At 68.5% G+C, this 24,456-nt stretch carries 27 protein-coding genes; 13 read left to right on the forward strand and 14 right to left on the reverse strand.

Features of this window, described 5'->3' with window-relative positions; all coding sequences use genetic code 11:
* Positions 1-81 precede the first annotated feature (81 nt).
* Positions 82-978, forward strand: a complete 897-nt coding sequence (gene map / locus NKT36_RS11560; protein WP_327051200.1) for a type II methionyl aminopeptidase — start codon at positions 82-84, stop codon at positions 976-978.
* Between the two features lie 117 nt (positions 979-1,095).
* Here map and NKT36_RS11565 read toward each other — a convergent pair whose 3' ends face one another.
* The 3 genes from NKT36_RS11565 to NKT36_RS11575 all read right to left on the reverse strand — a co-directional run bounded on the left by NKT36_RS11565 (position 1,096) and on the right by NKT36_RS11575 (position 3,834).
* Positions 1,096-1,296, reverse strand: a complete 201-nt coding sequence (locus tag NKT36_RS11565) for a DUF7835 family putative zinc beta-ribbon protein (protein WP_327051201.1) — start codon at positions 1,294-1,296, stop codon at positions 1,096-1,098.
* A 206-nt stretch (positions 1,297-1,502) separates the two neighbouring features.
* On the reverse strand, positions 1,503-3,155 hold the full coding sequence (locus NKT36_RS11570; RefSeq protein ID WP_327051202.1) for a TrkH family potassium uptake protein: 1,653 nt from the start codon (positions 3,153-3,155) through the stop codon (positions 1,503-1,505).
* Between the two features lies 1 nt (position 3,156).
* Positions 3,157-3,834: a potassium channel family protein gene (locus NKT36_RS11575; RefSeq protein ID WP_327051203.1), complete on the reverse strand. Its 678-nt coding sequence runs from the start codon at positions 3,832-3,834 to the stop codon at positions 3,157-3,159.
* A 203-nt stretch (positions 3,835-4,037) separates the two neighbouring features.
* Between NKT36_RS11575 and NKT36_RS11580 the strand changes: the two genes are divergently transcribed.
* The 6 genes from NKT36_RS11580 (at position 4,038) to deoC (ending at position 8,932) form a co-directional block, all read left to right on the forward strand.
* Positions 4,038-4,568 carry an HIT family protein gene (locus NKT36_RS11580; protein ID WP_327051204.1) on the forward strand — a complete coding sequence of 177 codons (531 nt, stop codon included), beginning with the start codon at positions 4,038-4,040 and terminating at the stop codon, positions 4,566-4,568.
* A 78-nt stretch (positions 4,569-4,646) separates the two neighbouring features.
* The gene (locus NKT36_RS11585; protein WP_327051205.1) at positions 4,647-5,573 is read left to right on the forward strand and encodes a cation diffusion facilitator family transporter; all 927 of its coding nucleotides are present in this window, start codon (positions 4,647-4,649) and stop codon (positions 5,571-5,573) included.
* A gap of 148 nt (positions 5,574-5,721) precedes the next feature.
* A complete protein-coding gene (locus NKT36_RS11590) occupies positions 5,722-6,447 on the forward strand; it encodes a bacteriorhodopsin (protein ID WP_327051206.1) in 726 nt (241 codons plus the stop codon).
* Positions 6,448-6,466: 19 nt separating this feature from the next.
* Positions 6,467-7,207: a lycopene cyclase domain-containing protein gene (locus tag NKT36_RS11595; RefSeq protein WP_327051207.1), complete on the forward strand. Its 741-nt coding sequence runs from the start codon at positions 6,467-6,469 to the stop codon at positions 7,205-7,207.
* Positions 7,198-8,253, forward strand: coding sequence for a Brp/Blh family beta-carotene 15,15'-dioxygenase (locus NKT36_RS11600; protein ID WP_327051208.1), 1,056 nt, complete (start codon positions 7,198-7,200; stop codon positions 8,251-8,253). Before NKT36_RS11595 ends, NKT36_RS11600 begins: the two co-directional genes overlap by 10 nt.
* Before the next feature lie 43 nt (positions 8,254-8,296).
* Positions 8,297-8,932: a deoxyribose-phosphate aldolase gene (deoC, locus tag NKT36_RS11605; RefSeq protein ID WP_327051209.1), complete on the forward strand. Its 636-nt coding sequence runs from the start codon at positions 8,297-8,299 to the stop codon at positions 8,930-8,932.
* Here the strand turns inward: deoC and NKT36_RS11610 are convergent.
* Positions 8,929-9,636 (reverse strand): mechanosensitive ion channel family protein, encoded by a 708-nt coding sequence (locus NKT36_RS11610; protein ID WP_407652214.1) that lies wholly within the window; start codon positions 9,634-9,636, stop codon positions 8,929-8,931. The genes deoC and NKT36_RS11610 overlap by 4 nt on opposite strands.
* A gap of 524 nt (positions 9,637-10,160) precedes the next feature.
* On the opposite strand from NKT36_RS11610, the gene NKT36_RS11615 reads away from it, so the two are divergent.
* A complete protein-coding gene (locus NKT36_RS11615; protein ID WP_327051211.1) occupies positions 10,161-11,417 on the forward strand; it encodes a tRNA (N(6)-L-threonylcarbamoyladenosine(37)-C(2))-methylthiotransferase in 1,257 nt (418 codons plus the stop codon).
* Between the two features lie 94 nt (positions 11,418-11,511).
* On the opposite strand, the gene NKT36_RS11620 is transcribed toward NKT36_RS11615, so the two are convergent.
* From NKT36_RS11620 to NKT36_RS11635, 4 genes are all read right to left on the reverse strand, one after another.
* Complete coding sequence (locus NKT36_RS11620) at positions 11,512-12,003, reverse strand: GNAT family N-acetyltransferase (RefSeq protein ID WP_327051212.1); 492 nt, start codon at positions 12,001-12,003, stop codon at positions 11,512-11,514.
* 24 nt (positions 12,004-12,027) lie between these two features.
* Entirely contained in the window at positions 12,028-12,639 is a 612-nt protein-coding gene (locus tag NKT36_RS11625; protein ID WP_327051213.1) for a metal-dependent hydrolase, read from the reverse strand.
* Positions 12,640-12,827: 188 nt separating this feature from the next.
* Positions 12,828-14,759: an AMP-dependent synthetase/ligase gene (locus tag NKT36_RS11630; RefSeq protein WP_327051214.1), complete on the reverse strand. Its 1,932-nt coding sequence runs from the start codon at positions 14,757-14,759 to the stop codon at positions 12,828-12,830.
* Between the two features lie 119 nt (positions 14,760-14,878).
* Complete coding sequence (locus NKT36_RS11635; protein ID WP_327051215.1) at positions 14,879-15,796, reverse strand: MBL fold metallo-hydrolase; 918 nt, start codon at positions 15,794-15,796, stop codon at positions 14,879-14,881.
* Between the two features lie 154 nt (positions 15,797-15,950).
* Here NKT36_RS11635 and serS point away from each other — a divergent pair, with 154 nt between their 5' ends.
* A complete protein-coding gene (gene serS / locus NKT36_RS11640; RefSeq protein ID WP_327051216.1) occupies positions 15,951-17,333 on the forward strand; it encodes a serine--tRNA ligase in 1,383 nt (460 codons plus the stop codon).
* Here the strand turns inward: serS and NKT36_RS11645 are convergent.
* Positions 17,330-17,743, reverse strand: coding sequence for an EamA family transporter (locus tag NKT36_RS11645; protein WP_327051217.1), 414 nt, complete (start codon positions 17,741-17,743; stop codon positions 17,330-17,332). The two genes, serS and NKT36_RS11645, sit on opposite strands and share 4 nt — an antisense overlap.
* A 308-nt stretch (positions 17,744-18,051) precedes the next feature.
* Here NKT36_RS11645 and NKT36_RS11650 point away from each other — a divergent pair, with 308 nt between their 5' ends.
* A complete protein-coding gene (locus NKT36_RS11650) occupies positions 18,052-19,470 on the forward strand; it encodes an FAD-dependent oxidoreductase (protein WP_327051218.1) in 1,419 nt (472 codons plus the stop codon).
* A 43-nt stretch (positions 19,471-19,513) separates the two neighbouring features.
* On the opposite strand, the gene NKT36_RS11655 is transcribed toward NKT36_RS11650, so the two are convergent.
* The 3 genes from NKT36_RS11655 to NKT36_RS11665 all read right to left on the reverse strand — a co-directional run bounded on the left by NKT36_RS11655 (position 19,514) and on the right by NKT36_RS11665 (position 21,975).
* On the reverse strand, positions 19,514-20,359 hold the full coding sequence (locus tag NKT36_RS11655; protein ID WP_327051219.1) for an ABC transporter permease: 846 nt from the start codon (positions 20,357-20,359) through the stop codon (positions 19,514-19,516).
* Positions 20,356-21,363, reverse strand: coding sequence for an ABC transporter ATP-binding protein (locus NKT36_RS11660; protein WP_327051220.1), 1,008 nt, complete (start codon positions 21,361-21,363; stop codon positions 20,356-20,358). Before NKT36_RS11660 ends, NKT36_RS11655 begins: the two co-directional genes overlap by 4 nt.
* A gap of 114 nt (positions 21,364-21,477) precedes the next feature.
* Positions 21,478-21,975, reverse strand: coding sequence for a nuclear transport factor 2 family protein (locus NKT36_RS11665; RefSeq protein WP_327051221.1), 498 nt, complete (start codon positions 21,973-21,975; stop codon positions 21,478-21,480).
* A 168-nt stretch (positions 21,976-22,143) separates the two neighbouring features.
* Here NKT36_RS11665 and NKT36_RS11670 point away from each other — a divergent pair, with 168 nt between their 5' ends.
* Positions 22,144-22,644: a DUF367 family protein gene (locus NKT36_RS11670; protein ID WP_327051222.1), complete on the forward strand. Its 501-nt coding sequence runs from the start codon at positions 22,144-22,146 to the stop codon at positions 22,642-22,644.
* A 51-nt stretch (positions 22,645-22,695) separates the two neighbouring features.
* Positions 22,696-22,845, forward strand: a complete 150-nt coding sequence (locus NKT36_RS11675; RefSeq protein ID WP_327051223.1) for a 50S ribosomal protein L40e — start codon at positions 22,696-22,698, stop codon at positions 22,843-22,845.
* A gap of 107 nt (positions 22,846-22,952) precedes the next feature.
* Here the strand turns inward: NKT36_RS11675 and NKT36_RS11680 are convergent, their stop codons facing one another.
* Complete coding sequence (locus NKT36_RS11680; RefSeq protein WP_327051224.1) at positions 22,953-23,498, reverse strand: GNAT family N-acetyltransferase; 546 nt, start codon at positions 23,496-23,498, stop codon at positions 22,953-22,955.
* 81 nt (positions 23,499-23,579) lie between these two features.
* Positions 23,580-24,191 carry an MBL fold metallo-hydrolase gene (locus NKT36_RS11685; RefSeq protein ID WP_327051225.1) on the reverse strand — a complete coding sequence of 204 codons (612 nt, stop codon included), beginning with the start codon at positions 24,189-24,191 and terminating at the stop codon, positions 23,580-23,582.
* An 83-nt stretch (positions 24,192-24,274) separates the two neighbouring features.
* Between NKT36_RS11685 and NKT36_RS11690 the strand changes: the two genes are divergently transcribed.
* The gene (locus tag NKT36_RS11690; protein WP_327051226.1) at positions 24,275-24,454 is read left to right on the forward strand and encodes a DUF5786 family protein; all 180 of its coding nucleotides are present in this window, start codon (positions 24,275-24,277) and stop codon (positions 24,452-24,454) included.
* The last annotated feature ends 2 nt before the right edge of the window (positions 24,455-24,456 follow it).

Here is a 24,456-nt window from a genome sequence, read left to right on the forward strand (position 1 = left end):
CGACGCGGCGCGTCCGTCGGCGCACGCGGCGCCGCTTCGGGGAACGCAAACCCTTTGGCTCGTTCGGGCAAAGTAGCGGGCATGAGTGAGCAGGAGGTCGATCTCTCGGCCGAGAAGTACGAGAAGCACCGCGAGGCGGGCGAGATCCTCGCCCAGGTGCGCGAGGAAGCCGCCGACCGCGTCGAGGTCGGCGCGAGCCAGCTCGAGGTCGCCGAGTACGCCGAGGACCGCATCCGCGAACTCGGCGGGAAGCCGGCGTTCCCGGTGAACATCAGCGTCGACGAGGAGGCCGCCCACGCGACGCCGGGCATCGACGACGAGACGACGTTCGGCGAGGAGATGGTGAACCTCGACATCGGGGTCCACATCGACGGCTGGATCGCCGACACCGCCATCACCGTCGACCTCTCCGGCCACGACGAACTCGCCGATGCGAGCGCGGAGGCGCTCGACGCCGCCCTCGAGGTCGTCGAACCCGGCGTCGAGACGGGCGCTATCGGCGCCGAGATCGAGGAGGTCATCGACGGCTACGGGTTCAACCCCGTCGTCAACCTCTCCGGCCACGGCCTCGCCCACTACGAACAGCACACCGACCCCAACATCCCCAACCGGGCCGTCTCGCAGGGCATCGAACTCGAGGTCGGCGACGTGGTCGCCATCGAGCCGTTCGCCACCGACGGGTCGGGCAAGGTCACCGAGGGTGCCGACGAGGAGATCTTCGCCCTCGAACGCGAGGGGTCGGTCCGGAACCGGCAGGCCCGTCAGGCGCTCGACCAGATAACCGAGGAGTTCCGCACCCTCCCGTTCGCCACTCGCTGGCTCGACGTCTCGCGCCCCGAGATGGCGCTCCGCCGGCTGAAGATGTCAGACGTCGTCCACGGCTACCCCGTGCTGAAGGAGGACGAAGGCAACCTGGTCAGCCAGAAGGAGCACTCCGTCATCGTCACCGAGGACGGCTGCGACGTGTTCACCGCCTGAGTCGTCGACGGCGAACGGTCGACGCTACGGTCGTTTCCTGTCGTCGACTGCCCGGCGGTGTCGGCCGTGGAGAACGAGATTTCGAGAAGAGTACTGCCCCGGAAAACCCCCTGAGGTTCAGGCGTTGTTCATCCGCTGGCTCGTCTCTTCGCCACAACGCTGGCATTTCGATACGCGGTACGGTTCGCGCGAGAACTCCGCGTTCTCCTGTTTCTTGCTCTCGGTCCTGATCTCGACGGAGACCTCGTGTGACGTCTCCTGTCCGCAGTTGTCGCACAGTTCGACGATAGCCTTGAACCCCTGATTCTTTGTTGCCATGATTGCTACCTGTTCGGACACTCTTTGCGCCGAGAATCGCATAAAAACCCGACTCTGTTGGACGACGTTCGAACCGTTCATCCGGTTCCTGTCCGGCGATTCCGGGCCACTGGCGGCGGGAAACGTCTCGTTCTGTTTATCGAATCCTGTGCGGCGTTAACCCTGGCGAAAAACGGCACAACGGCCGAATACTATTTATACTATAGTTACGGTTCGAGACCGAACAGCCAGGACCGAACGAACACGAGGACGGGGATTATCTCCAGCCTGCCGATCCACATGTTCAGCACCAGCATCGCCTCGCCGATGGGTGACATCGACGGCCCCGTGATGCCGGTCGAGAGGCCGACGTTGCCTTGCGCGCTCGCCACCTCGAACAGAACGTCTGCGTAGCCGAACTCCGGGGCAACGTTGACCAGGACGACGCTGCCGGCGAGCAGCAGGACGAGCCACAGCATGCTGACGATTGCCGCCTCGCTGAACTCCTCGAACATCTCGTCGCGGCCCAGGGTTCGGTCGCCGAGGTGGGTACTCACGACCGCGGAGGAGGGGAGGAACACGCGGGAGAACTGCCAGCGGATGCCTCTCCCGATGGTGTACCCGCGGATGATCTTGATGCCGCCGACGGTGCTGCCGGCCGCGCCGCCGAGCACCATCGCGCCGCTGAGGATGAGCTTCCCGCCCGCGCCCCAGTCGCCGACGGGCGACGACTGGAACCCGGTGCAGGAGAGCGCGCTGACGAACTGGAACGCCGAATCCCGGGTGGCGGTCGCGCTCGCGGTGTCGAATCCGAAGTAGGCGGCCGTCGGTTCGAACGCCGCCGTGAGAACGAGTTCGTTCTGGAGCGTGAGCAGGACAGAGCCACCGGCGAGCAGCAGGAGCAGCCATCGCGTCTGTAGGTCCGACCACAGCGGCGACGGGTCGCGGTCGTGCAACATCACGTAGTGGACGGGGAAGGCGATGGCGCCCAGGGTCATGATCGGCAGCAGGACGGTCTCTATCAGCGGCGAGTCGTACGACGTGATGGAGTTGTCGGTGACGCTGAACCCGCCGGTCGACAGCGCCGTCATCGCGTGGTTGAGCGCCTGCCACCCCGTCTCGAACAGCGAGAGTCGGGGTTCGCTGAGCCGGATGGCGACGAACAGCACGACGACGGCGAGCGCCGTGTAGAGCACGAAGATGCGCCAGACGGTCTGAACGGTGTGAACGATGCTAGGGTGGATGCGTTCCTCCCGCGTCTCCGCGCGGTAGAGCGCGTAGCTCCCGCTGCCCGGCCGCGCGAGGATGGCCGTCGTGAGGACGATGACGCCCACGCCGCCGACGTACTGGATGAGCGACCGCCACCACTGGAACGCCCGGGGGAGCGACGGTTCGTGGATCGCCATCGTCAGACCGCTCCCGGTCCACCCGGACATGCTCTCGAACAGCGCGTGCAGCGGGTGCTGGAAGTAGGCGAGACTCGACAGCGTCGTCGTCCCGTCGACCGGTATCGGGCGGTAGGACGCACCTGCCGGCACGTACGTGTCCATTACCCCCGGCGGGGTGAGGGTCGCCGCCAGGAAGAAGGGGACGGCGCCGAAGATGGCGGTGACGAACCAGCCGCTGGCCGCGATGACCATGCCGTGTTTCATTTTCGGGACGGGCGCGGCCGCGAACCGCTTGCGCGCTATCCAGCCGACGACGGCGGTGACGGCGGCCGCGGCGAAGAAGGACAGCGCGGCGTACCATTCGTCGAAGACGACGGCGACGCCAGTCGTCACCGCCATCAGCGCGGCCTGCATCAGCACGAGCGCGCCGACGTCGCGCACGATGATGGCGAGGTCGGTCGGCACGCCCGCGACTCGCTCGTCCCGCGTCATCTCACTCGCGGTCCTCGAAGTGACCGAACTTGTCCGTCACGTCCGGCGTCGCACCGCGCTCGGAGAAGACGGTCACGAGGTCGCCGCCCTCGATGGTCGTCGTCCCGCTGGGAGTGATGACCGCGTCGTCGCGCTCGATGGCGACCACGAGCAGGCCCTCGTCGAGCACCCCTTCCTCCGCCGCCTCAGCGAGGGTCTGGCCGGCGATGGGGGCGTACGGGTCGACCGTTATCTCGAACACCTCCGCGTGCTCGCCGAGTTTCATGTAGTCCTTGATCGAGGGGCGTTTCACCGCGCGGTAGAGGTACTCGGCGATGAGGCGCTGGGGGTTCTCGATGACGTTCACGCCGATCTGGCGGAAGATGTTCATGTGCTCGGGGTTGTGGACGACGGAGACGAGCGACGGGACGTCTGCCTCCTGGCCGAGCAGGCAGACCATGATGTTGGTCGCGTCCTGGTCGGTCGTGCTGATGAGGGCGTCCGCCCGGTTCACGCCGGCGTCCTCCAGCGTGGCGATGTCCGTCGCGTCGTCGTGCAACACGAGGCAGTCGAACTCCCGCGACGCGCGCTCGGCGCGCTGCTCGTCCTTCTCGATCACCACCACGTCGTTGGTGTTCTGGGTTGCGATCTCGATGAGCTGTGAGCCGATGTCGCCAGCGCCGACGATGATGAGATACATCCCTTACCTACCGTCCGAAGGCGGTCGTTGAAAAGATACTGTTGTCCGGGTCGGACCGCCGAAACGTCCGTTACGGTCGGTGAACGGCGTCGAACCGTCGATTTCACGCCCGTTATCGCCACGTTACCGGGCGAGAGAAGGGGCGGCGGACGTCGACGTCCGCTCGCGGAAAGGATAAAGCCCTCGCCGTCTCAGACGCCGTCATGGACCAGGTCTTCGCACCGTGGCGCATCGAGTGGGTCGAGCGCGACGACAAGAACGCCGACGTCGACGAGTGCGTCTTCTGCGAACTTCCGGACCGCGACGACGACCGCGAGAACCTGGTCGTCGCCCGCAACGACCACGCCGTCGTCATGCTGAACAACTACCCCTACAACCCGGGCCACGCGATGGTCGTTCCCCGCCAGCACACCGGCGACTACCGCGACCTGGACGACGACGCCCTCCTCGGGCACGCCCGGCTCAAACAGCGCACGTTCGACGCGCTCGAGACCGGACTCGGGCCGGACGGGTTCAACGCCGGTCTGAACCTCGGCCAGGGGAGCGGCGGCTCCATCGACGACCACCTCCACACCCACGTCGTCCCGCGGTGGGAGGGCGACACCAACTTCATGCCGGTGGTCGCCGACACGAAGGTCGTCGTCGAGGCGCTCGACGACACCTACGACCGGGTCCACGCGGCGTTCGCCGAGCAGGAGGGCGCGACGACCGACGACGGCGCCGTTCGGTTCTGAACCGGCCGGGGTCCGGTCGGAGACGGGGCTCCGGGGGAACGATACGCCCTTTAGGTCCCGGGTACAACGGTTACGGCGATGAGTCGTTCCAGCGCCGTCCGCCGAGCGGGGCTCGTCGTCCTCGCGGCGAACGTGGTGCTCGCCGTCGCCAAGGGCGGCGTCTGGTTCGAGACCGGCAGTCTCGCGGTCGGCTCCGAGGCGGTCAACAGCCTCTCGGACGCCGTCTACAGCGTCGTCGTGCTGGCCGGTCTGTACCTGACGACCCAGCCGCCGGACTTCGAACACCCCCACGGCCACGAGCGCATCGAGCCGTTCGTCTCGCTGTTCGTCGCCGTCGGCGTGTTCGCGGCGGGTGGGCTTGTGCTGTGGCGCTCGACGACGAGCGTCCTGACGGGCGACGTCACGGTGACGACGGGGCCGCTGGCGGTCGGCGTCCTCGCCGCGACCGCCGGTGTCAAGTACGGCCTCTACCGCTACTGCCTGTACGTCGGGGAGGAGACGCGCTCGCCGGCCGTGGTGGCGACGGCGCTCGACAACCGCAACGACATCCTGACGGCGGTCGCGGCGCTCGTCGGCGTCGTCGGCGCGCGCATGGGTGCGCCAGTGCTCGACCCCGTCGCCGCCGGCGTCGTCTCGCTGGGCATCCTCTACACCGGCTGGGAGATCGTCGAGGACAACGTCGACTACCTCGTCGGCCGCGCGCCGCCGGAGGACCTGCGAGCCGAGATCGTCCAGCGGGCGCTCGCCCATCCGGAGGTCGAGGGTGCCCACGACGTCGTCGCCCACTACGTCGGTCCCGAGATCGACGTGAGCATGCACATCGAGGTGGAGGGCGACCGCACCCTCCGCGAGGCCCACGACATCGAGACGGACGTCGTCGAGTCCGTCCGCGAGCTGCCCGAGGTCGACGACGTGTTCGTCCACGTCGACCCCAAGGAGCTCGGCGAGTGGAAGGAAGACCCCGACGCCGACCGGCTCGTGGGGTCGGCCACCGACGACGGCTGACCGCCGGCGTCGCTATCGGCCGCTGATTCCGCCGATACGACCGGTTCGCGCCCCGTGATTTGATTTCCTCCTCGTCACTCATTCAACGTCGTGAAAATCAGATTTGATAAGCTTCCTATAAGTCTGCCCGGGCGCAATCTCCAGTGCAATGGCACAACCAGGTGCGGAATCGATATGGCTCTGGATCGGTGCACTCGGGATGGCAATCGGCACGCTGTACTTCATCGGCCGCGGATGGTCGGTGAGCGACGTAGAACAGCAACTGTTCTACATCGCGACCATATTCATCACGACGACGGCGTTCGCCTCGTACCTCGCGATGGCGACCGGGTTCGGCCTCACCGAGGTCGTGGTCGGCGACCGGACCCTCGACATCTACTGGGCGCGGTACGCCGACTGGCTGGTGACGACGCCCCTGTTGCTGTTCGACCTCGCGTTGCTCGCGGGTGCCGACCGCAACACCATCGCCACGCTCGTCGGCGTCGACGTGTTCATGATCGTGACGGGTCTCGTCGCGGCGCTGACGCCCGACCCCGCGTTCCGCATCGTCTGGTGGGGTATCAGCTCCGGTGCGCTGCTGTTCCTCCTGTACATCCTCGTCGGGAGCCTCACCATGCAGGCCCGCGAGCGGCCGGGTGACGTCGGCAACCTGTTCCAGACCCTCCGGAACCTCACCGTCGCCCTGTGGGTGCTGTACCCCGTCGTCTGGATACTCGGGACCGAGAGCACGCTCCAACTCGTGCCGCTGTACTGGGAGACGGCGGCGTTCATGGTCCTCGACCTGAGCGCGAAGGTCGGGTTCGGGTTCCTGCTGCTCCGCAGCCGGAACGTCCTCGAACAGGCGACGCGCCGCCCTGCCGAGGCACCGGCGTAACCGGTTCGCCGGTCCCCGGATGAGCACGCCCATCACGTACCTCCAGTTTCTCGCGCTGTTCGTCGTCCCGCCAGTGCTTGCGCTGGCGGTGACGACCTCGCGGCCGCTCGCCGGGCGCGGACGCGTCGCGGGCGTCGGCGTCGGCGTCCTCGCTGCGATCGCGCTCGGCTACACGACGCCGTGGGACAACTACCTCATCGCACGCGGCGTCTGGTGGTACGGCGACGGCGCGGTCGAGCGCCGACTCTGGTACGCGCCGGTCTGCGAGTACCTGTTCGTGCTGCTGCAGTCGTTGCTGACGGGGCTGTGGGTCGCTCGTCTCTCGTCGCCCGACGACGACCGCACCCCCGTCCAGGGGAGCGTCGCGGGTGCCGCGGCGTGGGTGGTCGTCGCGCTGTCCGGCGTGGCGCTGCTCGGCGTCGACGGCGGGTACTACCTCGGCGCCATCCTCGCGTGGGCCGCGCCGGTGCTCGCGCTGCAGGTGGCCTACGGCGGTCGCTACCTCTGGCGCTGCCGGCGACGGTGCGCCGTCGCCGTCCTCGTGCCGACGCTGTACCTCGCCACCGTCGACAGGGTCGCCATCGCCGCCGGCGTCTGGAAGCTCTCGCCGGCCCAGACGACGGGCCTGACGGTCCTCGGCCTCCCCGTCGAGGAGGGACTGTTCTTCCTGCTGACGAACCTCCTGCTCGTCCAGGGGCTGGTGCTGTACTTCCGGGTGTCCGACGACTGGCGGCGGACGGGAGTCGTCCGATGGCGGTGACGCCCGACGTCCGGCCGACCCTCCTGCGCTGGGTCGTCCGCCCGGCGTGGGCGCTGGTGGGCACGCTCGCGCTCGCGTTCGCGGTCGTGGCCGTCGCCCGCGCGCTCACGGCCGGACCGTCGCCGCCTCCGTCGAGTACCGTCGTTCCGCCGTGGCAGTTCCTCCCGCTGCTCGCCAGCGTCGTCGCGTTCGGACTCCCCCACGGGGCCGTCGACCACCTCGCGCTCCCGTGGGTCCACGACCGGCCGGTCACGCCCCGCGCGCTGGCCGGCGTCGGCCTGCTCTACCTCGTGCTCGGCGGTGCCTTCTTCGCGGCGTGGTTCCTCGCGCCCGCCGCGTCGTTCGTCGCCTTCATCGCCCTGACGTGGTTCCACTGGGGGCAGGGCGACCTCTACCTGCTGCGGGCGCTCGACCCGGGCGCGGCCCCGACGCGCCTCCAGCGGGCGCTGGTCGTCGTCGTCCGCGGCGGCCTGCCGATGGTCGTCCCGCTCGTCGCCTTCCCCGCCACGTACCGCCGGGTGGCGTCGCTCGTCGTCGGACTGTTCGACCCAGGCGCGGTCGCGCGCCTCGACCCCCTGTTCCGGCCGGAGGTGCGCGCGGCGCTCGGCGTCGCGCTGCTTTCGGCCGCGCTGGCGTCGCTGGCACTCGGGAGACGGACCGGCGGCGCGGCGTGGCGGTACGACGCGGTCGAGACGACGCTGCTCGCGGCGTACTTCGCGGTGGTGCCACCGGTGCTCGCCATCGGCGTCTACTTTCCGCTGTGGCACTCGGTCCGGCACGTCGCCCGCATGGTCGCCCTCGACCCCGGAGGACGTGCGGCGCTCGACGCCGACCGCGTGGGCGCCGCGCTCGGTGCGTTCGCTCGCGACGCCGCGCCGCTGACCGTCGTCGCACTCGTGCTGCTCGGCAGCGCTGCGGTCGTCGTGCCGGCCGCACCGGCCGCCCCCGGAGAACTCGCCGCCCTCTACCTCGCCGTCCTCGCCGCGCTCACGCTCCCCCACACGGTCGTCGTGTCGCTGCTCGACCGCCAGCAGGGCGTCTGGTAGTCGATGGCGGGGATTTTTACTCGCGCTCGCCATCCCTCCGGGCATGGACGAAGCCGAACTCGCGGCCCGCATCGACCACACGGTCCTCGGGCCGGAGACCACCCCTGCCGACGTCGAGCGAGTGCTGGACGAGGCCGCCGAGTACGGGATGAACGCCTGCGTCCCGCCGTGCTACGTCGCTGAAGCGGCCGAGCACGCGCCGGACGTGACGCTGGCGACCGTCGTCGGCTTCCCGCACGGCCAGCACGCCACCGGGGCGAAGCGTGCGGAGGCGGTCACGGCAGTCGAGGACGGGGCCGACGAACTGGACGTCGTCATCAACGTCGGTCGACTGCAAGCGGGCCAGCACGACGCGGTCCGCGACGAACTCGCGACGGTCGTCGACGCCGTCGCCGTCCCCGTGAAGGTCATCATCGAGACGGCGCTGCTGACCGACGAGGACAAGCACGACGCCTGCCGCCTCGCGGCCGACGCCGGCGCCGACTTCGTGAAGACCTCGACCGGGTTCGCCGAGGCCGGCGCGCGCGTCGACGACGTGGCGCTCATGAGCGAGTACCTGCCGGTCAAGGCGAGCGGCGGCGTCGGCGATTTCGAGACGGCGAAGAAGATGTTCGAGGCGGGCGCCGAGCGCATCGGCGCGAGCAGCGGCGTCGCTATCGTCGAGGACTTCCGTCGTTAGTCATCGTCACCGCTACTACCGGCACCGCGCTGGGGACTCGGCGTCCCCTGGTTCGCCTGCTGGACCCAGCCGTCAATGTGGTCGGCGACGTAGTGCCGGCTTCCCCAGCCGAACGAGACGCCGAGGCCGATGGCGAGCGCGGCGGCCAAGCCCCACGCGAGCGCCCGCGCGAACACGAACAGGATGCCGACGTCGATGCCCATCGTGTCCAGGCCGATGACGACCGCGGTGAAGTACAGGAACATCCGCGTCCCCGTCGCGAACCACGTCGTGTAGGCGGTCTGGGTCGCGGCGCGGGTCCGCTGGATGGCGTCGCCGATGAAGTCGGCCACCACGAACCCGAAGATGATGACCAGCAGTCCCGCGATGAACGCCGGCAGGTAGGAGACTGCGGTCGATATCCACTCCGAGAGGACCGAGATGGCCAGCACGTTCGCCGCGGCGAGGACGGCGAGCGCGTAGACGAACCACGCTGCTATCTTGCCGAACGTGCCGGAGACGGCGCGTTCGGTTCCGCCCATCATCCGCCCGAGCGGCGTCTCCAGCACCATCCGGTCCAGTTCCACCCGGTCGGCGATGCGCCTGACGAGTCCGGCGACGGCGCGGCCGATCGCCCAGCCGATGAGCAGCACGACGATGGCGGCGACCAGTCGGGGCAGGAACGCGATGAACGACGATACCGGGTCCTGCAGCCATCCCGGCATGTTTCCGTCGAACAGGCCGCCACCGTCTTGCAGTACGATGCTTGCGAGTGTGTCTTGTCGAGTCATGATTTCTCCACCACGCTGTCGCGTGGGCACCTGACCGTCGGCCCAGAGCCTGTTTGTTGTTGGCCGACTGAACTCCGTCGCCGTTCGAGTAACGAGGGATGTATGGAACCTGGTTCCGTCGAAGATACGCATGGATACAAACCGTGTGGGTCCGAAACAGGATGTCATCCCGACTGGAAAGCACAGTTCGGCGCGCGCTGAAACGAAGCGGACGTGCGGGCTTTCCCGGCCGTTTCCCAGTTTCTGACACGTCGCGTTACCACTATCTGGGGGACTGCTGACACCGACGCCGTCGGTCCCGGTCCACCCCCGCCCGATTCGCGTCTGTCAACGGTTCACACGTCCATCGGCGGACGGCTGGCGGTGTCGTCCCGCCGCCGTCGACGGTCGCGTCCACCGGTCCGTCGCCCTGCCAATCCGTCGCCCTTTTGACCGCGTGGGCGCAACGTTCGGTGCGAATGGCCCGGTACCACATCGAGACGTACGGCTGTACCTCCAATCGCGGCGAGAGCCGGCAGATCGAGTCCGCGCTCCGCGACGCCGGCCACTACCGCGTCGACGGGCCGGAGGAGGCCGACGTCGCCATCATGAACTCCTGCACCGTCGTCGAGAAGACGGAGCGGAACATGCTTCGCCGGGCCCAGGAACTGGACGAGGCGACGGCCGACCTCATCGTCACCGGCTGCATGGCGCTCGCGCAGGGCGAGGAGTTCGCGGCGGCGGACGTCGACGCGCAGGTCCTCCACTGGGACGACGTCCCCGAGGCGGTGACCAACGGCGAGTGTCCGACGCCCGGCCCCGGCGTCGAACCCGTCCTCGACGGCGTCGTCGGCATCCTCCCCATCGCCAGGGGCTGCATGAGCGACTGCTCGTACTGCATCACGAAGCACGCGACGGGGAAGATCGACTCGCCGTCCGTCGAGGAGAACGTCGAGAAGGCGCGCGCGCTCGTCCACGCGGGCGCGAAGGAACTCCGCATCACCGGCCAGGACACGGGGGTCTACGGCTGGGACGAGGGCGAGCGCAAGCTCCACGTCCTGCTCGACCGCATCTGCACGGAGATAGACGGCGACTTCCGCGTCCGCGTCGGGATGGCGAACCCGAAGGGCGTCCACGGCATCCGCGAGGAACTGGCCGACGTCTTCGCCGAGCACGAGAGACTGTACAACTTCATCCACGCGCCGGTCCAGTCCGGTAGCGACGACGTACTCGGTGACATGCGCCGCCAGCACCAGGTCGCGGAGTTCCGCGAGGTGGTCGAGACGTTCGAGGACCGCCTGGACGAGTGGACGCTGTCGACCGACTTCATCGTCGGCTTCCCCACCGAGACCGAGGAGGACCACGAGCAGAGCATGGACCTGCTCCGCGAGGTCCGCCCGGAGAAGGTCAACGTCACGCGATTCTCCAAGCGGCCGAACACGGACGCCGCGGAGATGAAGGGCCTCGGCGGCACCCTCAAGAAGGAGCGCTCGAAGGCGATGTCCGACCTGAAGATGGACGTCGTCGGCGAGGCGTACGAGTCGATGGTCGGCGACCACCGCTCGGTGCTGGTCGTCGAGGAGGGCACCGGCGACTCCGTGAAGTGCCGCGACCAGGCCTACCGGCAGATAATAGTCCAGAACGCCAGCGAGCACGGCGTCGAACCCGGCGACTTCCTCGAGGTCGAGGTGACGGGCCACCAGACCGTCTACGCCTTCGGCGACCCCGTCCGATAGCGAGGATTCGGCGTTCGGCGAACGGGCGTAACGACGGCGTACGCTCCCGGCGGCGACCGTTCACGCCCGTAGCTTCAACCGTTCACGCCTGCGCCTACAGTTCTCGCGCGACCATCTCGCCCCAGTGTTCGAAGCCGTGGCGCTCGTAGAAGGCGCCGGCGCGCTCGTTCTCACGGTCGACGTCGAGCACGAGGCGGTCGAGCGGCAGGTCCTGGGAACGAGCGAGGTCGACGGCGGCGTGCATGAGGTCGTCGGCGACGCCCGTGCCGCGGTGCTCGGGGCGGACGTACACCTCGTTCAGCACGGCGGCGTCCCAGATCATCGCGAGGCGTTCCGGGAGGACGAAGACGTAGCCTGCGAGTTCCCCGTCGCCGGGGTCGGCGACCGTGACGCAGCGCTCGTCGTCGTCGGTACAGCGCGCGACCCAGTCGAGGTAGCGTTCGCGGTACTCGTCGGTCACCTTTCCGGCGTACCTGTCGGCCTTGTCGTCGTCGCCGGTGCCCTCGCCGAGGCCGAGTTCGAAGCCACGCTTGAGGGTCCACAGCGAGTCGGCGTCACCGTCCGGGTCGTAGGGACGAACGTCCATACGCCACGTTGAGGTGGGGGTGTGTTACTTCTTGCGAGACTCCCAGAGGCGGAAGCCGAGGATGCCGAAGCTCGCCACCCCCAGGAACAGCTGTTTCCCCGAGCGGGCGATGGGGAACGTCCGCTCGGCTCCCGTCGGGTCCGCCCCGCGCGCCAGGTCGAATCCGGTGCTGTAGTGGGTGGTGGCCGTCGACCCCCTCGCCTTCGCGTCGAAGACCGTCTGTACGAGTCCGCGTTCGTTCGAGAACGACACCTTTCCCGAGACGCTGTAGAACTGGTCGTGGATGGGGTAGAACACGTTCACGCCGTTGGTGAACAGGTCGAGGCCGATGCCCGCGACCAGCAGCGAGGCGAACGCGACCCACGCGACGCGCTTCCCGTACGCCCCCCACCGGTCAACGAGCCACGAGCCGCCGACCGAGTCGGCGAACAGCACCGCACCCACGCCTGCCGGAAGCAGGAGCGTGTGCAACACCGCCCTGTGTCCCCCGGGAACCCACAGCCCCACCAGCGTATCGAGGTCTGGCACCGCGGCAGCGGCCAGCACCACCAGCGCCGCCCGCCCGTCGAAGTGTTCGGCGAGCAGCGACGTGGCGATCAGGCCTGCCACCGCGAGGTGAACGACCGTCGATGGCATAAAAGATTGCACAATATCTTTGAAGATATGGCTTTCCGCCGACGACCCCCTCGCTGGCACGTATTCTCGTCCCGTCGGTACGGAAGAAAGCCGCCGACAGATTCCGGGGTCGGACGGGGGCGACGACGGTCGGAGGGGCGACGGGAGAACGGGGGTGCGCGAGGAACGGAGCCGAGCGTGCGGGTCGACTACTCCGCGTAGATCTCGTCGATGCGGTCGGCGAAGCGGTCGAGGATGTTCCGGCGCTTCTTCTTCATCGTCGGCGTGAGGAGGTCGTTGTCCTCGGAGAACTCCTCGGGGACGAGCCGGAACTGCTTGATCTTCTCGTAGGACTCGAACTTCTCGTTGACGCGGTCGACCTCCGCCTCGACCCACTCGTAGACGGTGTCGTCGCGGACGAGTTCCTGGCGGTCGTCGGGCAGGTCGACGCCCTGGCGGTCCGCCTTGACCGCTATCTCGTCGAAGTCGGGGACGATGATGGCGCTGACGAACTTCTGGCCGTCGCCCATCACCATGGCCTGGTCGACGACGTCGCTGGACGCGAACGCGTCCTCGATGGGGCCGGGCGCGACGTTCTTCCCCGTCGAGAGCACGAGCAGTTCCTTGGCGCGCTCGCGGAAAGCGATGTAGTCGTCCGGGCGGATCTCGACGATGTCGCCGGTCCGGAACCATCCATCTTCGGTGAACGCCTGCTCTGTCTTCTCTGGCTTGTTCCAGTAGCCGTCGGTGACGTTCGGTCCCTTCACGAGCAGTTCGCCGACCTCGCCCGCGGCGTCGTCGAACTCCTTGCCGACCACCGAGTCGTCGACGGTCACCTCCACGTCGACGACCGGCGGCCCGATGGTGCCCGGCTTCGGCTCCTCCGGCGGGTTGACGGCGATGACCGGCGACGTCTCCGTGAGGCCGTACCCCTCCAGGATGGGCAGGCCCATGCCGTGGTAGAGCTGACAGAGGTCCTTCGAGAGGCTGCCGCCGCCGCTGATGAAGAAGTCGACGTTCCCTCCGAGCCCGTCCTTCACGGTGTCGAAGACGAGCTTGTCCGCGAGCAGCTTCTTGCCGCGGAGCGCCAGTCCGGGGTCGTCGGTCTCGTGGTAGGCCCGGCCGACGTCGGTCGCCCAGTCGAAGATGCGGCGCTTGGTCTCCGTCTCCTCGGCCTGGTTGCGGATGGTGTCGTAGATGCGCTCGTACACCCGCGGAACGCTGGTGCTGGTGGTCGGCTCGACGGCCTGGAAGTCCTCCTTGAGCGTGTCGGGGCTCTCGGCGTACGCGACGGTCGCTCCGGCGGCGAACATCAGGAAGTGACCCGCCATCCGCTCGAAGACGTGCGCCAGCGGCAGGAAGGAGACCGAGCGAGAGTCCTCGTCGATGCCGGGTACGTCACCCTTGTCCGGGCGCGGCCCGAACCGCCGGTAGCACTGGTTGACGTTCGCGCGGAAGTTCCAGTGGGTCAGCCGGACGCCCTTCGGCTTGCCCGTCGTCCCGCTGGTGTAGATGAGCGTGGCCAGGTCGTCGAGGTCGCGGTCGTCGATCCAGCCCTCGTACGCCTCCCGGTCGAACGTCTCGGCGCCGCGGTCGTGCACGTCCGCGAGGGTGTGAACGTCGTCGCGGTCCTCGACCGACGGCGCGTGGTCCATCACGACGACGAACTCCAGGTCGAGGTCGGCGTCGTCGACGCGCCCGAGCAGTTCCTCGTTCTCGACGACGACGCCGGTGGCGTCCGGGTCGTCGAGCAGGTACTCGACCTGCGAGACCGACGAACTGCGGTAGACGGTCGTGACCACCGCGCCCGCGGCCAGCAGCGCGAAGTCGGTCTGTGCCCACTCCATCCGCGTGTCGGCGAAGATGCCGACGCGGTCGTCGGCCGCGACGCCGAGGTCACGGAACCCGGCGGCGAGGTTCCGGACCACGTCGCGCATCTCGCCGTACGAGAGCGCCCGGAACTGTCCGTCGGGCGCACCGGGGAACGCGGTGTCGGTGAGCGAGCGGTCGTAGACGCCCCCTTTGTACTGCTGGGCGGGACGGTTCGCGTGTCGCGCCGCGCTGTCCTCGAACATGCGGGCGAGCGTCGTCCGCTCGATGACCTCGTCCGTGTACTCCGCCTCTGCGTCTCGCCATCCCATGCCTCTCGTTTTAGAACCAGGTCCCATTAAGTTACGGTAGAACCGGGGGAGAGTTTGTCATCGTTGTTGTACGCCCCGTCGTCGGTCGTCGAACGACCTGTGCGTCCGGGGACGACCGGTCACTCCGACTCGCGTTCGTCGAGGTAGCGGAGAACGCCGCGGACGTTCATCGCCGTCTCCGCCTCCGCCTTCGTCGCGCCCCAGACGTCGGTCATCTCCTGCTCCTCGACGAAGTGCTCGACGACCGCGTCGTCGTTGCCGAGCTCCTCGCGTCGCTCCTCGACGGCCTCCACCCACGCGGTGAGGACGTCGGCGTACTCGTCCATCGCCGCCTCGGAATACGGTCGCGGCCCGAAGTGGGTGTACAGCAGCGTCGACGGCGCGACGTCGCGGATGGTCTCGACGTCGTCGAGGCACCCTTCGAGGTCGAAGTTCGACGGCGGCGACGTCTCGCGGATCGCCTCGATGCTCGGCACCCAGATGCCCGCCGCGTCCGCCGCGAACAGCGCGTCGTTCGCCGGGTCGTAGAAGACGACCTGGTGCGGCGCGTGGCCCGGCGCGTGGTACACCTGGAGTTCGTGGTCGCCGAGGTCGACGACGTCGCCGTCCTCCAGTTCGACGACGCGCTCCTCGGGCACCGGCTCCGGTTCGACGTAGAACTGCCACTGGTCGCCCACGGCCCGCTTCGTCCCCTCGACGAGCCGTCCGGGGTCGACGAGGTGTCGCGCGCCGATCTCGGGGACGTACACGTCTGCGTCGGGGCAGGCCTGTGCGAGAAAGCCCGCGCCGCCGGCGTGGTCGAGGTGGACGTGCGTCGGTGCGATGACCTTCACGTCCGCGGGGTCGATGCCGATCTCGTCGAGCGCGTCGAGGATGTACTCGTGGTTGGTGCCGATGCCGGTCTCGACGATGGCCGGTCGCTCGGCGTCCAGCACGAACGCCGCGCCGTACGCCTCCGTGTCGTACATCCCGGTGTCGACGTAGTAGAGGTCGGTACACTCCCCCGTCGTCACTTCCTGTACGTCTCCGATTGCCATACTCCCACTCGCGCTCCCGGGGTCAAAAGCGGTTCGCGTCCCGTCTGAGCGACGGCGACCGCCCGGGAGTCCCCGTCGGCGGCGTCCGCGCGGCGGCCGTCGGGTCGCGCGAACGATACGGTTTTTTGCAGGCGCGTGAAATAGCGACCCAGGAATGCTCGACAGGACGTACGTACGTGAGAACCCGGAGGAGGTCCGACGGGCGCTCGAGACCAAGGGCGTCGAGGACGTGGACCTCGACGCGGTGCTCGACATCGACGAGGAGTGGCGCGAGCTCAAGGCGCGCGGCGACGACCTGCGGCACGAGCGCAACGAGGTCAGCCAGCAGATCGGGGAGCTGAAACAGGAGGGCAAGGACGACGAGGCACAGGAGGCCATCGAGCGCTCGCAGGAACTGAAAGCGGAACTGGAGGAGGTCGAGGACCGCGCCGACGAACTGAAAGACGACCTCGACGAGGCGATGCTCGAACTCCCGAACGTCCCCCACGAGTCGGTCCCCGTCGGCGAGGACGAGAGCGACAACGTCGAGCGGTACCGCGAGGGGTTCGACGACCTCCGCGACGTCCCCGAGGACGTCGTCCCCCACTACGACCTCGGCGAGGACCTCGACATCCTCGACTTCGAGCGCGGCGCGAAGGTGACCGGCGGCGGCTTCCAGTTCGTCAAGGGCGACGGCGCGCGCCTGGAGTACGCGCTCGTACAGTTCATGCTCGACGTCCACCGCGAGCAGGGGTACACCGACGTCTTCCCGCCGATCCCGGTCAACAGCGCCTCGATGCAGGGGACGGGCCAGCTCCCGAAGTTCGCCGAGGACGCCTACCGCATCGGCTCACGGCAGGACGACGAGTACGAGGACGACGACCTCTGGCTGCTCCCGACCGCGGAGGTGCCGGTGACGAACATGTACCGCGACGAGATACTGCTCGACGACGACCTCCCGCTCAAGCACCAGGCGTTCACGCCGAACTTCCGGCGCGAGGCCGGTGAACACGGGACGGAGACGCGGGGGTACGTCCGCGTCCACCAGTTCAACAAGGTCGAACTCGTCAACTTCGTCCGCCCGGAGGACAGCTACGACCGCCTCGAAGGACTGCTCTCGGAGGCCGAGGAGGTGCTCCAGCGGCTCGGGCTCCCCTACCGCGTGCTCACGATGTGTACCGGCGACATGGGCTTCCAGCAGGCGAAGAAGTACGACATCGAGGTGTGGGCACCGGCCGACGACATGGCGGACGGCCCCGAGGAGGGCGGCCGCTGGCTCGAGGTGTCGTCGGTCTCGAACTTCGAGGACTTCCAGGCCCGCCGCGCCGGCCTGCGCTACCGCCCGGACCGCCACGAGAGCGCCGAGTACCTCCACACCCTCAACGGGTCGGGGGTCGCGCTGCCGCGCGTGATGGTCGCCATCCTGGAGTACTACCAGAACGACGACGGCACGGTCACGGTGCCCGAACCCCTCCGGCAGTACATGGGCGGCCAGGAGGTCATCGAGGGTCACGAGAAGGTCGGCGAGAGCGCCCTCGGGTCGGGCGAGAAGGACTAGCTCGTCGTCAGGTAGACGCCGACCGCGGCCAGCAGGATTCCCGTCGCTTTCTTCGCGCTCATCGGGTCGTCGAGGAAGACGACGCCCAGCAGCGCGCTCCCGACGAGGAACATCCCGAAGATGGGGACGACGACGCTGACCGGGCCCTGGCCGAGCGCCTGGTAGTAGGCGATGATGCCCACCGAGAGACAGACGCCGGCGGCGTACATGTACATCGCGTTCCCGCCGGTGAGGTACGGGACGACCGCCTCGTCGCGGTAGACGATGACGGCCGCCGCCGACAGCGCCAGCATGCTGTTCGCAACGAGTGCGACGACTGTGCTCGGTATCTCGTCGGTCGCGAGACTCGCCAGCGGGGTGAAGACGGAGTAGCCGACGAGCGCCACGACCGCCCAGGCGACGTAGTTCACGGGGACCTGTCGGAGGGCCGGGAACCTATCGGTTTGGATTCCCGCCGCCCGCCCACAGGAACCTGCGCGGTAGTCCCCCGACCGCCAGCTCGCCGCGGACCGCCAGCAGCCTGCCGACCGTTCACACATTACAGGGCGCGGACACGTCCCGCTACGCCTGCCTCGCCCGCATCGCCCGCAATCGCCCCGAAACCGTCGTTTCCCGCCGACTCGGCTTCGGGACGTCCGTCGCCCGTCGATTTTTCCCGCAAGCTGTCTTGTACAATTAGTGCATTACTGTTTTATCCGTTCCGTCCCAACTGTCGAACATGGCACGGACCTTTGTCGTCATCGGCGGCGATGCAGCGGGGATGAGCGCGGCGAGCAAGGCCAAGCGCGACGCACCGGACACCGAGGTCGTCGTCTTCGAGAAGGGACAGTGGGTCTCCTACGGCGCCTGCGGACTGCCCTACTACGTCAAGGGCGAGATAGAGACGCTCGACGACCTGGTGGCGATGACGCCCGAACAGTTCGCGGAGCGCGGCGTCGACCTCCGCCAGCACCACGAGGTGGTCGACGTCGACCCCGAGGAGCAGGTCGTCACGGCGGTCCACGACGGCGAGACCGTCGAACAGCCCTACGACGACCTCCTCGTCGCGACCGGGGCGAGCGCCATCGTCCCGCCCATCGACGGCGTCGACCTCGACGGCGTGTTCACGCTCCACAGCATGGACTCGGCCAAGAAGGTCAAGAGCTACCTCACGCAGGAGGGGTCGGTGCCGGAGGACGAGTTCCTGGAGGGCTACGGCGCGGAGGTCCACGACTACCTCACCGCGAAGACGCCCGAGTCGGTGGGCATCGTCGGGGGCGGCTACGTCGGCCTGGAGATGGCCGAGGCGTTCGAGGCCCGCGGCCTCGACGTCCACGTCTTCGAGATGCTGCCCCACGTCCTCGCGCCGTTCGGGCCGGGTGCGGCCGAGACCGTCGAGGACCACCTGCGCGAGCAGGGCGTCGACGTCCACCTCGACACCACCGTCGAGCGCATCGACGAGGAGGCCGGCCGCGTCGCCGGCGTCGAGGCGGGCGGCGAGCGGTTCGACGTCGACATGGTGCTGGTGGCGACCGGCGTCGCGCCGAACGCCGACCTCGCCGCGGAGGCCGGCATCGAACTCGGCGAGACGGGAGCCATCGCGACCGACGAGTACGGCGAGACCAACTACGACGACGTGTACGCGGCGGGCGACTGCGCCGAGGCCCACAACGCGGTGACCGACGCGCCGGACCACGTCCCGCTCGCGCTGACGGCCAACCGCGCGGGGCGGGCCATCGGCCAGACCGTCGCCGGCGACCCGACGCCGGTCGGCGACATCGTCGGCACGGCGGTCGTGAAGGTCTTCGACCTGGAGGTGGCTCGCACCGGCGTCATCGACCACGACGAGGCCCGCGAGGCGGGCTACGACCCCGTCTCCCAGGAGATAACCGCGGAGTCGCGCGCTCACTACTACCCCGGCGGGTCCGACCTGGAGGTCCGGATGACGGCGGACCGCGAGAGCGGGAAACTGCTCGGCGCGAGCATCGTCGGCCACGAGGGTGTCGCCAAGCGCATCGACACCGTCGCGACCGCGCTCCACGCCGACATGACCGTCGACGAGGTGGAGTACCTCGACCTGGCGTACGCGCCCCCGTTCAGCCCCGTCTGGGACCCGGTCCTCACCGCGGCGAAGGTGCTCGCCGGGAAGCTGGAGTAACTGGGTCGGTCGACCCTGATTTTTCGACGGCGCGACGACGGCGCTATCCGAGTTCGGACGCGCGGAACTTCGCGTAGCCGGCGCCGAAGGCGGCCACCGTCCACCCCACCATCACGAGGACGGTGAACCAGGCCTGCCTGGCGAGATTGTCGCTTCCCGGGCTGAACATCCCAAACGCCTCGTACTGGTCGAACACGCCGCGGAAGACCAGTTCGGTCGACTGGAGGTACGCCGTCGCCGGGGAGAGCATCGTGATGAGCTCCTCCGTCTCGGCCGAGACGGTGACGCCGAGCAGCGACGAGACGGCGTCGACGAGGGTGCCGAGGCTGAGCACCGGCAGGAAGCCGAACATGAACGGCACCAGCACGAAGTAGCTTCCGAACACGCCGAACATGGCGCGCGACCGACTCGCGCTCGACGCCGAGATGGCGACGAAGATGCTGACCATCGCCAGCGCGTACAGCGCCGACACGGCGGCGAACGAGAGGAATCGCACCGGGTCGGCGCCGCTGGTGAACGTCGCCGCGGCGACGACGAAGCCGACGAACACCGCGACCACGATGGCAGCGACGGCGACGCTCGCCCGCGAGACGAACTTGCCGACGTAGTACTCCAGGCGGCTGTTCGGCAGCCCGAGCACGTACTTCATCGCACCACCGCTGCGGTCGCCCGCGATGGAGAGGTACGTCAGCGGCGCGAGGAACAGCGGGAAGACGAGGCCGACGAGCATCGTGACGTCGAACAACGTCCGGTAGGCGTCGTCGTAGATGTCGATCTCGGAGACGAACACCAGCGCGGTGAGCACGGTGAACACGCCGATGACCCCGAGCACGACGGACGAGCGGCGGGCGTTCCGGAAGTCGTCCCGCAGGACGGTGTAGGCGCTCATCGCCGGTCACCTCCCCCGTCCGCGACGGGGGGCTGCGTCGTCCCACTCGCGGCGACTGCTGCGTCACTGTCGTGCTCGTCGTCTCCGTCCCCGTCGCCGCGCTCGCCGCTAGCCGTGTACTCCTCGAACAGCGCCTCCAGCGAGGCGTCCTCGATGGTCACGTCGGTGACGGTGACGGCGTCGTCGAGTCGCCGCAACGCCCGCATCTTCGCCCGCGGTCGTGCGCAGCGGACGCGGACCGTCGTCCCGTCGACGGTCACGTCGGTGACGCCCTCGACGTCGTCGAGCGAGAGGTCTTCCGGAACGCGGTCGACCGTCGCCTCGACGACCGACTCGACGTCCAGTTCCGTGCGGAGTCGGTCGACGGTGTCGACGGTGACGAGTTCGCCAGCCTGCATGATGGCGACGCGGTCGCAGACCTTCTCCACCTCGTCGAGGACGTGGCTGGAGAAGAAGACGGTCGCACCGCGCTCCGCTTCCTCGCTGACGATGCGCCGCAGGCGCTTGATGCCGCTGGGGTCGAGGCCGGAGGAGGGCTCGTCCAGTATCAGGAGGTCGGGGTCGCCGACGAGCGCGACACCGAGCGCCAGGCGCTGTTGCATCCCCTTCGAGTAGTCACCGGCGGGGCGACGTGCGTCATCGGGGTCGAGCCCGACCCGCTCCAGGACGGCGTCCGGGTCGTCGTCGGCGTCCTTCGTCTCGATGGCCGAGACCACGTGCTCGCGCCCCGTCAGGTTCTCGTACACGTCGTATCCCTCCGGGAGCAGGCCGATGCGCTCGCGGATGGCCCGCGAGTCGGTCGTCACGTCGTGACCGAGGATGGTGGCCGACCCCGCGGAGGGGTCGAGGAAGCCGAGCAGCACGTTGATGGTGGTCGACTTCCCCGCCCCGTTCGGACCGAGGAAGCCGAACACCTCGCCCGCCTCGACGCTCATGGAGAGGTCCTCTACTGCGACGAACTCGCCGAACCGGCGCGTCAGGCCGTCGGTGTCGATAGCTGCCATCGTGGGTCGACCGAGGCTGTCCGTCCCCTTAATGCCGTACTCGGAGTCGCAGACTCTGCGACTGCGTCCGACGGTATAAGTACGAGCGTCGGTCGGACCCACCGAAGGTGTCGGTCAGCGCGTGTAGGTCCGGATCTCCGCGATTCGGCCGTCCGAGAGCGAGAAGGCGTCGGCGAAGGCGAACAGTTCCCGTCCCGTCGCGTCGAGCAGGCCTCCCTCGACGACCACGTCCACGTCGTCCGGCGCGTCACCGTCTCCTGCAGCGTCACCGTCTCCTGCAGCGTCACCGTCTCCTGCATCACCGTCCACCGCACCGTCGCCCGCCACGTCGTCACCTCCGTACACCCGGCGCACCTCGTGGCTGGTCTCTTTGTTCGGGCGGTCGTCGCGCATGAACGCCACCAGCGTCTCGCGACCGTCGATGGTCCGGTCGGGGCGGCGGTGGACCACGTCCGCGGCCAGGCGGTCGGCGAACGCCTCGTAGTCGTGGTCGTCGAGCGCGCGATAGTACGCCCGGACGACGCTCTCTCCGTCCATGCGCGGGCGGACGGCCGGCCGCCCCTTGAGGATGGCGCTGCCGGTGTGTGATACAGAGCCGAACGTAGCCGTCATAGCAACGGCTACTTGGGCCCGGCGTCCACCTCCACGTGCCGGTCGCCAGTCCGGCACGGTCAGGTTCGCGTCAGTGCGGTTCGTGCGTTCTCTCGTCTCACCGCCGGCCCGTCCCGCCGTCGGGCCTTCCCGCATCCCTTTTGAGCGCCCCACGCCTACCTCGCGACAGTGAACCTTCACGTGCGGTACGAGGGCGACGACGACCCCGACAAGTGCACGGCGCGGAAGCTCGCCCGGTTCGACCGGGCGACGCTCCACCGCTCCGCGCGGGCGACGCCGTACGGGGTCGTGCTCAACCCCCACGCCGAGCAGGCGCTGTCGCCCGCCGACCGGGCCGAGAGCGACAGCCTCGTCGCGCTCGACTGCTCGTGGGAGACGGCGGAAGCCGCCCTGTTCGAGATGCCGGGCGTCCACCGCGCGCTCCCGTTCCTCGTCGCGGCCAACCCCGTCAACTACGGGAAGCCGTTCCAGCTCACCACCGTCGAGGCGTTCGCGGCAGCCCTGGTCATCCTCGGCGAACGCGACCAGGCCGAGGACGTCCTCTCGAAGTTCCGCTGGGGGGAGACGTTCCTGGAGCTGAACGCCGAACCGCTGCGGCGGTACGCCGACTGCGAGGACTCCGGCGAGGTGGTCGCCGTCCAGCAGGAGTACCTCGACGCCGGGGAGTGACCCCCGAACCGACTCGGAAACGTTTAAACGCGCAGGAGCGGAACGGAGGGTATGGCCAAGTTCGACGCAGCGGAAAAGCGGATGCTCGAGAAGATGATCTGCATGCGCTGTAACGCACGGAACCCGCAGCGAGCCGACCAGTGTCGCAAGTGCGGCTACGGCAACCTGCGACCGAAGAGCAAGGAATCGCGCAGCGCGTAATCCCGCACTTCTCTTCAGCACACTCGCGTCCGCCAGCGACTGCTATCGCGGCGGTCGGCGGATGGAAGGGGACTCTGCCGGCCGGCGCGAGGTCGAGACCCGTCGTTCTACGCCGTCCGGTCGAACCACTCGTCTTCGAGGACGGCGTAGACGTCGACGTCGACGTACTCCCCGTCGACGTACTCGCTCTCCTCGAACGTCCCCTCGTGGCGGAAGCCGAGCTTCTCCCAGATGCGCGTCGACCCGACGTTGTCCTCGAAGACGCGGGCCATGACGCGGTGGTAGCGCAGTTCGCGGAACGCGTAGTCGGTGACGAGGCGGCTGGCCGCGGTGCCGTACCCCTCGCCCCAGTGCTCCTCGGCGAGGAAGATGCCGATCTCGCAGGAGACGCCGAGCGGGTCGTGGCCGTGGAGGCCGACGGACCCCAGGGCGTTGCCGTCGCGACAGATGAGCAGGTCGACGTCGTCGCCGTCGCCGTCGGACGCGCTCTCCTCGAACCACTCCCGTTCCTGCTGGCCGTTGACGGGCGTCCGGTTGACGAGCGACCGTCGTATCGTCGGGTCGTTGATGAGCTTCTGGAGGAAGTCGACGTCCTCCTCCTCGACCGTTCGCAGTTCGACGCGGTCGCCGTCGATGAACACGGGGCCGGGCATGGGGGAGGCTGAACTGTACGTGAACAAAAACGTTCCTGACCGCGACCGACGGCACCGGACGTCCGTCGCCGGCAACGCCCGTCACTCGTCGGGGTACTTCGGTTCGCGCCGCTCGGCGCGCGCCAGGGCGCGCTCGACGACCGCCCGGACGTCGCCGTGGAACTCCCCGCCGTGGCCGGCGTACATGTGCTCGACGCCGTCCGGCATGCGGTCCAGGAGGTCCTCCAGGCTCTCGATGAGGCGCTCGCGGGACTGGCCGGGCATGTCCGTCCGGCCGAAACTGCCGTCGTCGAACGCGCCGTCGTCGTGGACCACCACGTCGCCGCTGAACAGGGTGGTGTCGCTCACGAAGGCGAGGTGGTCGTCGGCGTGACCGGGCGTGTAGACGGCCTCGAACGTCTCGTCGCCGATCCGGACCGCGTCGCCGTCCGCGATGGGGGCGGTCCGGCGCGGATGGGGGCCGTAGGCTTCCAGGTCAACGTCGAACGCGTCGAGGACGTCCGGCAGGCTCTCGACGTGGTCGCCGTGCTGGTGCGTGAGCACGACGGCGTCCAGTTCGTCGGCGTGCTCCCGGACGGTCTCGACGACGTCGTCGGTCGCGCCGGCGTCCACGAGGACGGTCCGGTCGCCGGGCGCGAGGTAGGCGTTGCAGGTGAACGTCTCCGCGTCCGCGGTGACGTTGACGATACGCATATCGGCCGCTTGTGGCCCAACTACCAAAATCTTGACGGGCGGCGTGCGATTTTAGTGGTCGAAGTGAGTAGTAACGAGTACGTATGGGCTTCGGGAGCTACGACGAATCCGAACAAGACAACCAGGAGTACGACGCCGATCTGGACGACGACAGTGGCGTGAACACCACTGAACACGACCACGAGGGCGACGTCGACTTCGAGATCGGAGCGTCGAACGACGAGTTGCTCGACCGCCTCTCGGAGATCAAAGACAACCAGTAGCG

Origin of the sequence: Halomicrococcus gelatinilyticus (genome assembly GCA_024227995.1) — an archaeon.
Lineage (GTDB): Archaea > Halobacteriota > Halobacteria > Halobacteriales > Haladaptataceae > Halomicrococcus > Halomicrococcus gelatinilyticus.

Excerpts from the sequence above, each read along its gene's own strand:
- map (WP_327051200.1), top strand. The coding sequence starts at position 82 with ATGAGTGAGCAGGAGGTCGATCTCTCGGCCGAGAAGTACGAGAAGCAC.
- NKT36_RS11565 (WP_327051201.1), bottom strand. The coding sequence starts at position 1,296 with ATGGCAACAAAGAATCAGGGGTTCAAGGCTATCGTCGAACTGTGCGAC.
- NKT36_RS11570 (WP_327051202.1), bottom strand. The coding sequence starts at position 3,155 with ATGACGCGGGACGAGCGAGTCGCGGGCGTGCCGACCGACCTCGCCATC.
- NKT36_RS11575 (WP_327051203.1), bottom strand. The coding sequence starts at position 3,834 with ATGTATCTCATCATCGTCGGCGCTGGCGACATCGGCTCACAGCTCATC.
- NKT36_RS11580 (WP_327051204.1), top strand. The coding sequence starts at position 4,038 with ATGGACCAGGTCTTCGCACCGTGGCGCATCGAGTGGGTCGAGCGCGAC.
- NKT36_RS11585 (WP_327051205.1), top strand. The coding sequence starts at position 4,647 with ATGAGTCGTTCCAGCGCCGTCCGCCGAGCGGGGCTCGTCGTCCTCGCG.
- NKT36_RS11590 (WP_327051206.1), top strand. The coding sequence starts at position 5,722 with ATGGCACAACCAGGTGCGGAATCGATATGGCTCTGGATCGGTGCACTC.
- NKT36_RS11595 (WP_327051207.1), top strand. The coding sequence starts at position 6,467 with ATGAGCACGCCCATCACGTACCTCCAGTTTCTCGCGCTGTTCGTCGTC.
- NKT36_RS11600 (WP_327051208.1), top strand. The coding sequence starts at position 7,198 with ATGGCGGTGACGCCCGACGTCCGGCCGACCCTCCTGCGCTGGGTCGTC.
- deoC (WP_327051209.1), top strand. The coding sequence starts at position 8,297 with ATGGACGAAGCCGAACTCGCGGCCCGCATCGACCACACGGTCCTCGGG.
- NKT36_RS11610 (WP_407652214.1), bottom strand. The coding sequence starts at position 9,636 with ATGCCGGGATGGCTGCAGGACCCGGTATCGTCGTTCATCGCGTTCCTG.
- NKT36_RS11615 (WP_327051211.1), top strand. The coding sequence starts at position 10,161 with ATGGCCCGGTACCACATCGAGACGTACGGCTGTACCTCCAATCGCGGC.
- NKT36_RS11620 (WP_327051212.1), bottom strand. The coding sequence starts at position 12,003 with ATGGACGTTCGTCCCTACGACCCGGACGGTGACGCCGACTCGCTGTGG.
- NKT36_RS11625 (WP_327051213.1), bottom strand. The coding sequence starts at position 12,639 with ATGCCATCGACGGTCGTTCACCTCGCGGTGGCAGGCCTGATCGCCACG.
- NKT36_RS11630 (WP_327051214.1), bottom strand. The coding sequence starts at position 14,759 with ATGGGATGGCGAGACGCAGAGGCGGAGTACACGGACGAGGTCATCGAG.
- NKT36_RS11635 (WP_327051215.1), bottom strand. The coding sequence starts at position 15,796 with ATGGCAATCGGAGACGTACAGGAAGTGACGACGGGGGAGTGTACCGAC.
- serS (WP_327051216.1), top strand. The coding sequence starts at position 15,951 with ATGCTCGACAGGACGTACGTACGTGAGAACCCGGAGGAGGTCCGACGG.
- NKT36_RS11650 (WP_327051218.1), top strand. The coding sequence starts at position 18,052 with ATGGCACGGACCTTTGTCGTCATCGGCGGCGATGCAGCGGGGATGAGC.
- NKT36_RS11655 (WP_327051219.1), bottom strand. The coding sequence starts at position 20,359 with ATGAGCGCCTACACCGTCCTGCGGGACGACTTCCGGAACGCCCGCCGC.
- NKT36_RS11660 (WP_327051220.1), bottom strand. The coding sequence starts at position 21,363 with ATGGCAGCTATCGACACCGACGGCCTGACGCGCCGGTTCGGCGAGTTC.
- NKT36_RS11665 (WP_327051221.1), bottom strand. The coding sequence starts at position 21,975 with ATGACGGCTACGTTCGGCTCTGTATCACACACCGGCAGCGCCATCCTC.
- NKT36_RS11675 (WP_327051223.1), top strand. The coding sequence starts at position 22,696 with ATGGCCAAGTTCGACGCAGCGGAAAAGCGGATGCTCGAGAAGATGATC.
- NKT36_RS11680 (WP_327051224.1), bottom strand. The coding sequence starts at position 23,498 with ATGCCCGGCCCCGTGTTCATCGACGGCGACCGCGTCGAACTGCGAACG.
- NKT36_RS11685 (WP_327051225.1), bottom strand. The coding sequence starts at position 24,191 with ATGCGTATCGTCAACGTCACCGCGGACGCGGAGACGTTCACCTGCAAC.
- NKT36_RS11690 (WP_327051226.1), top strand. The coding sequence starts at position 24,275 with ATGGGCTTCGGGAGCTACGACGAATCCGAACAAGACAACCAGGAGTAC.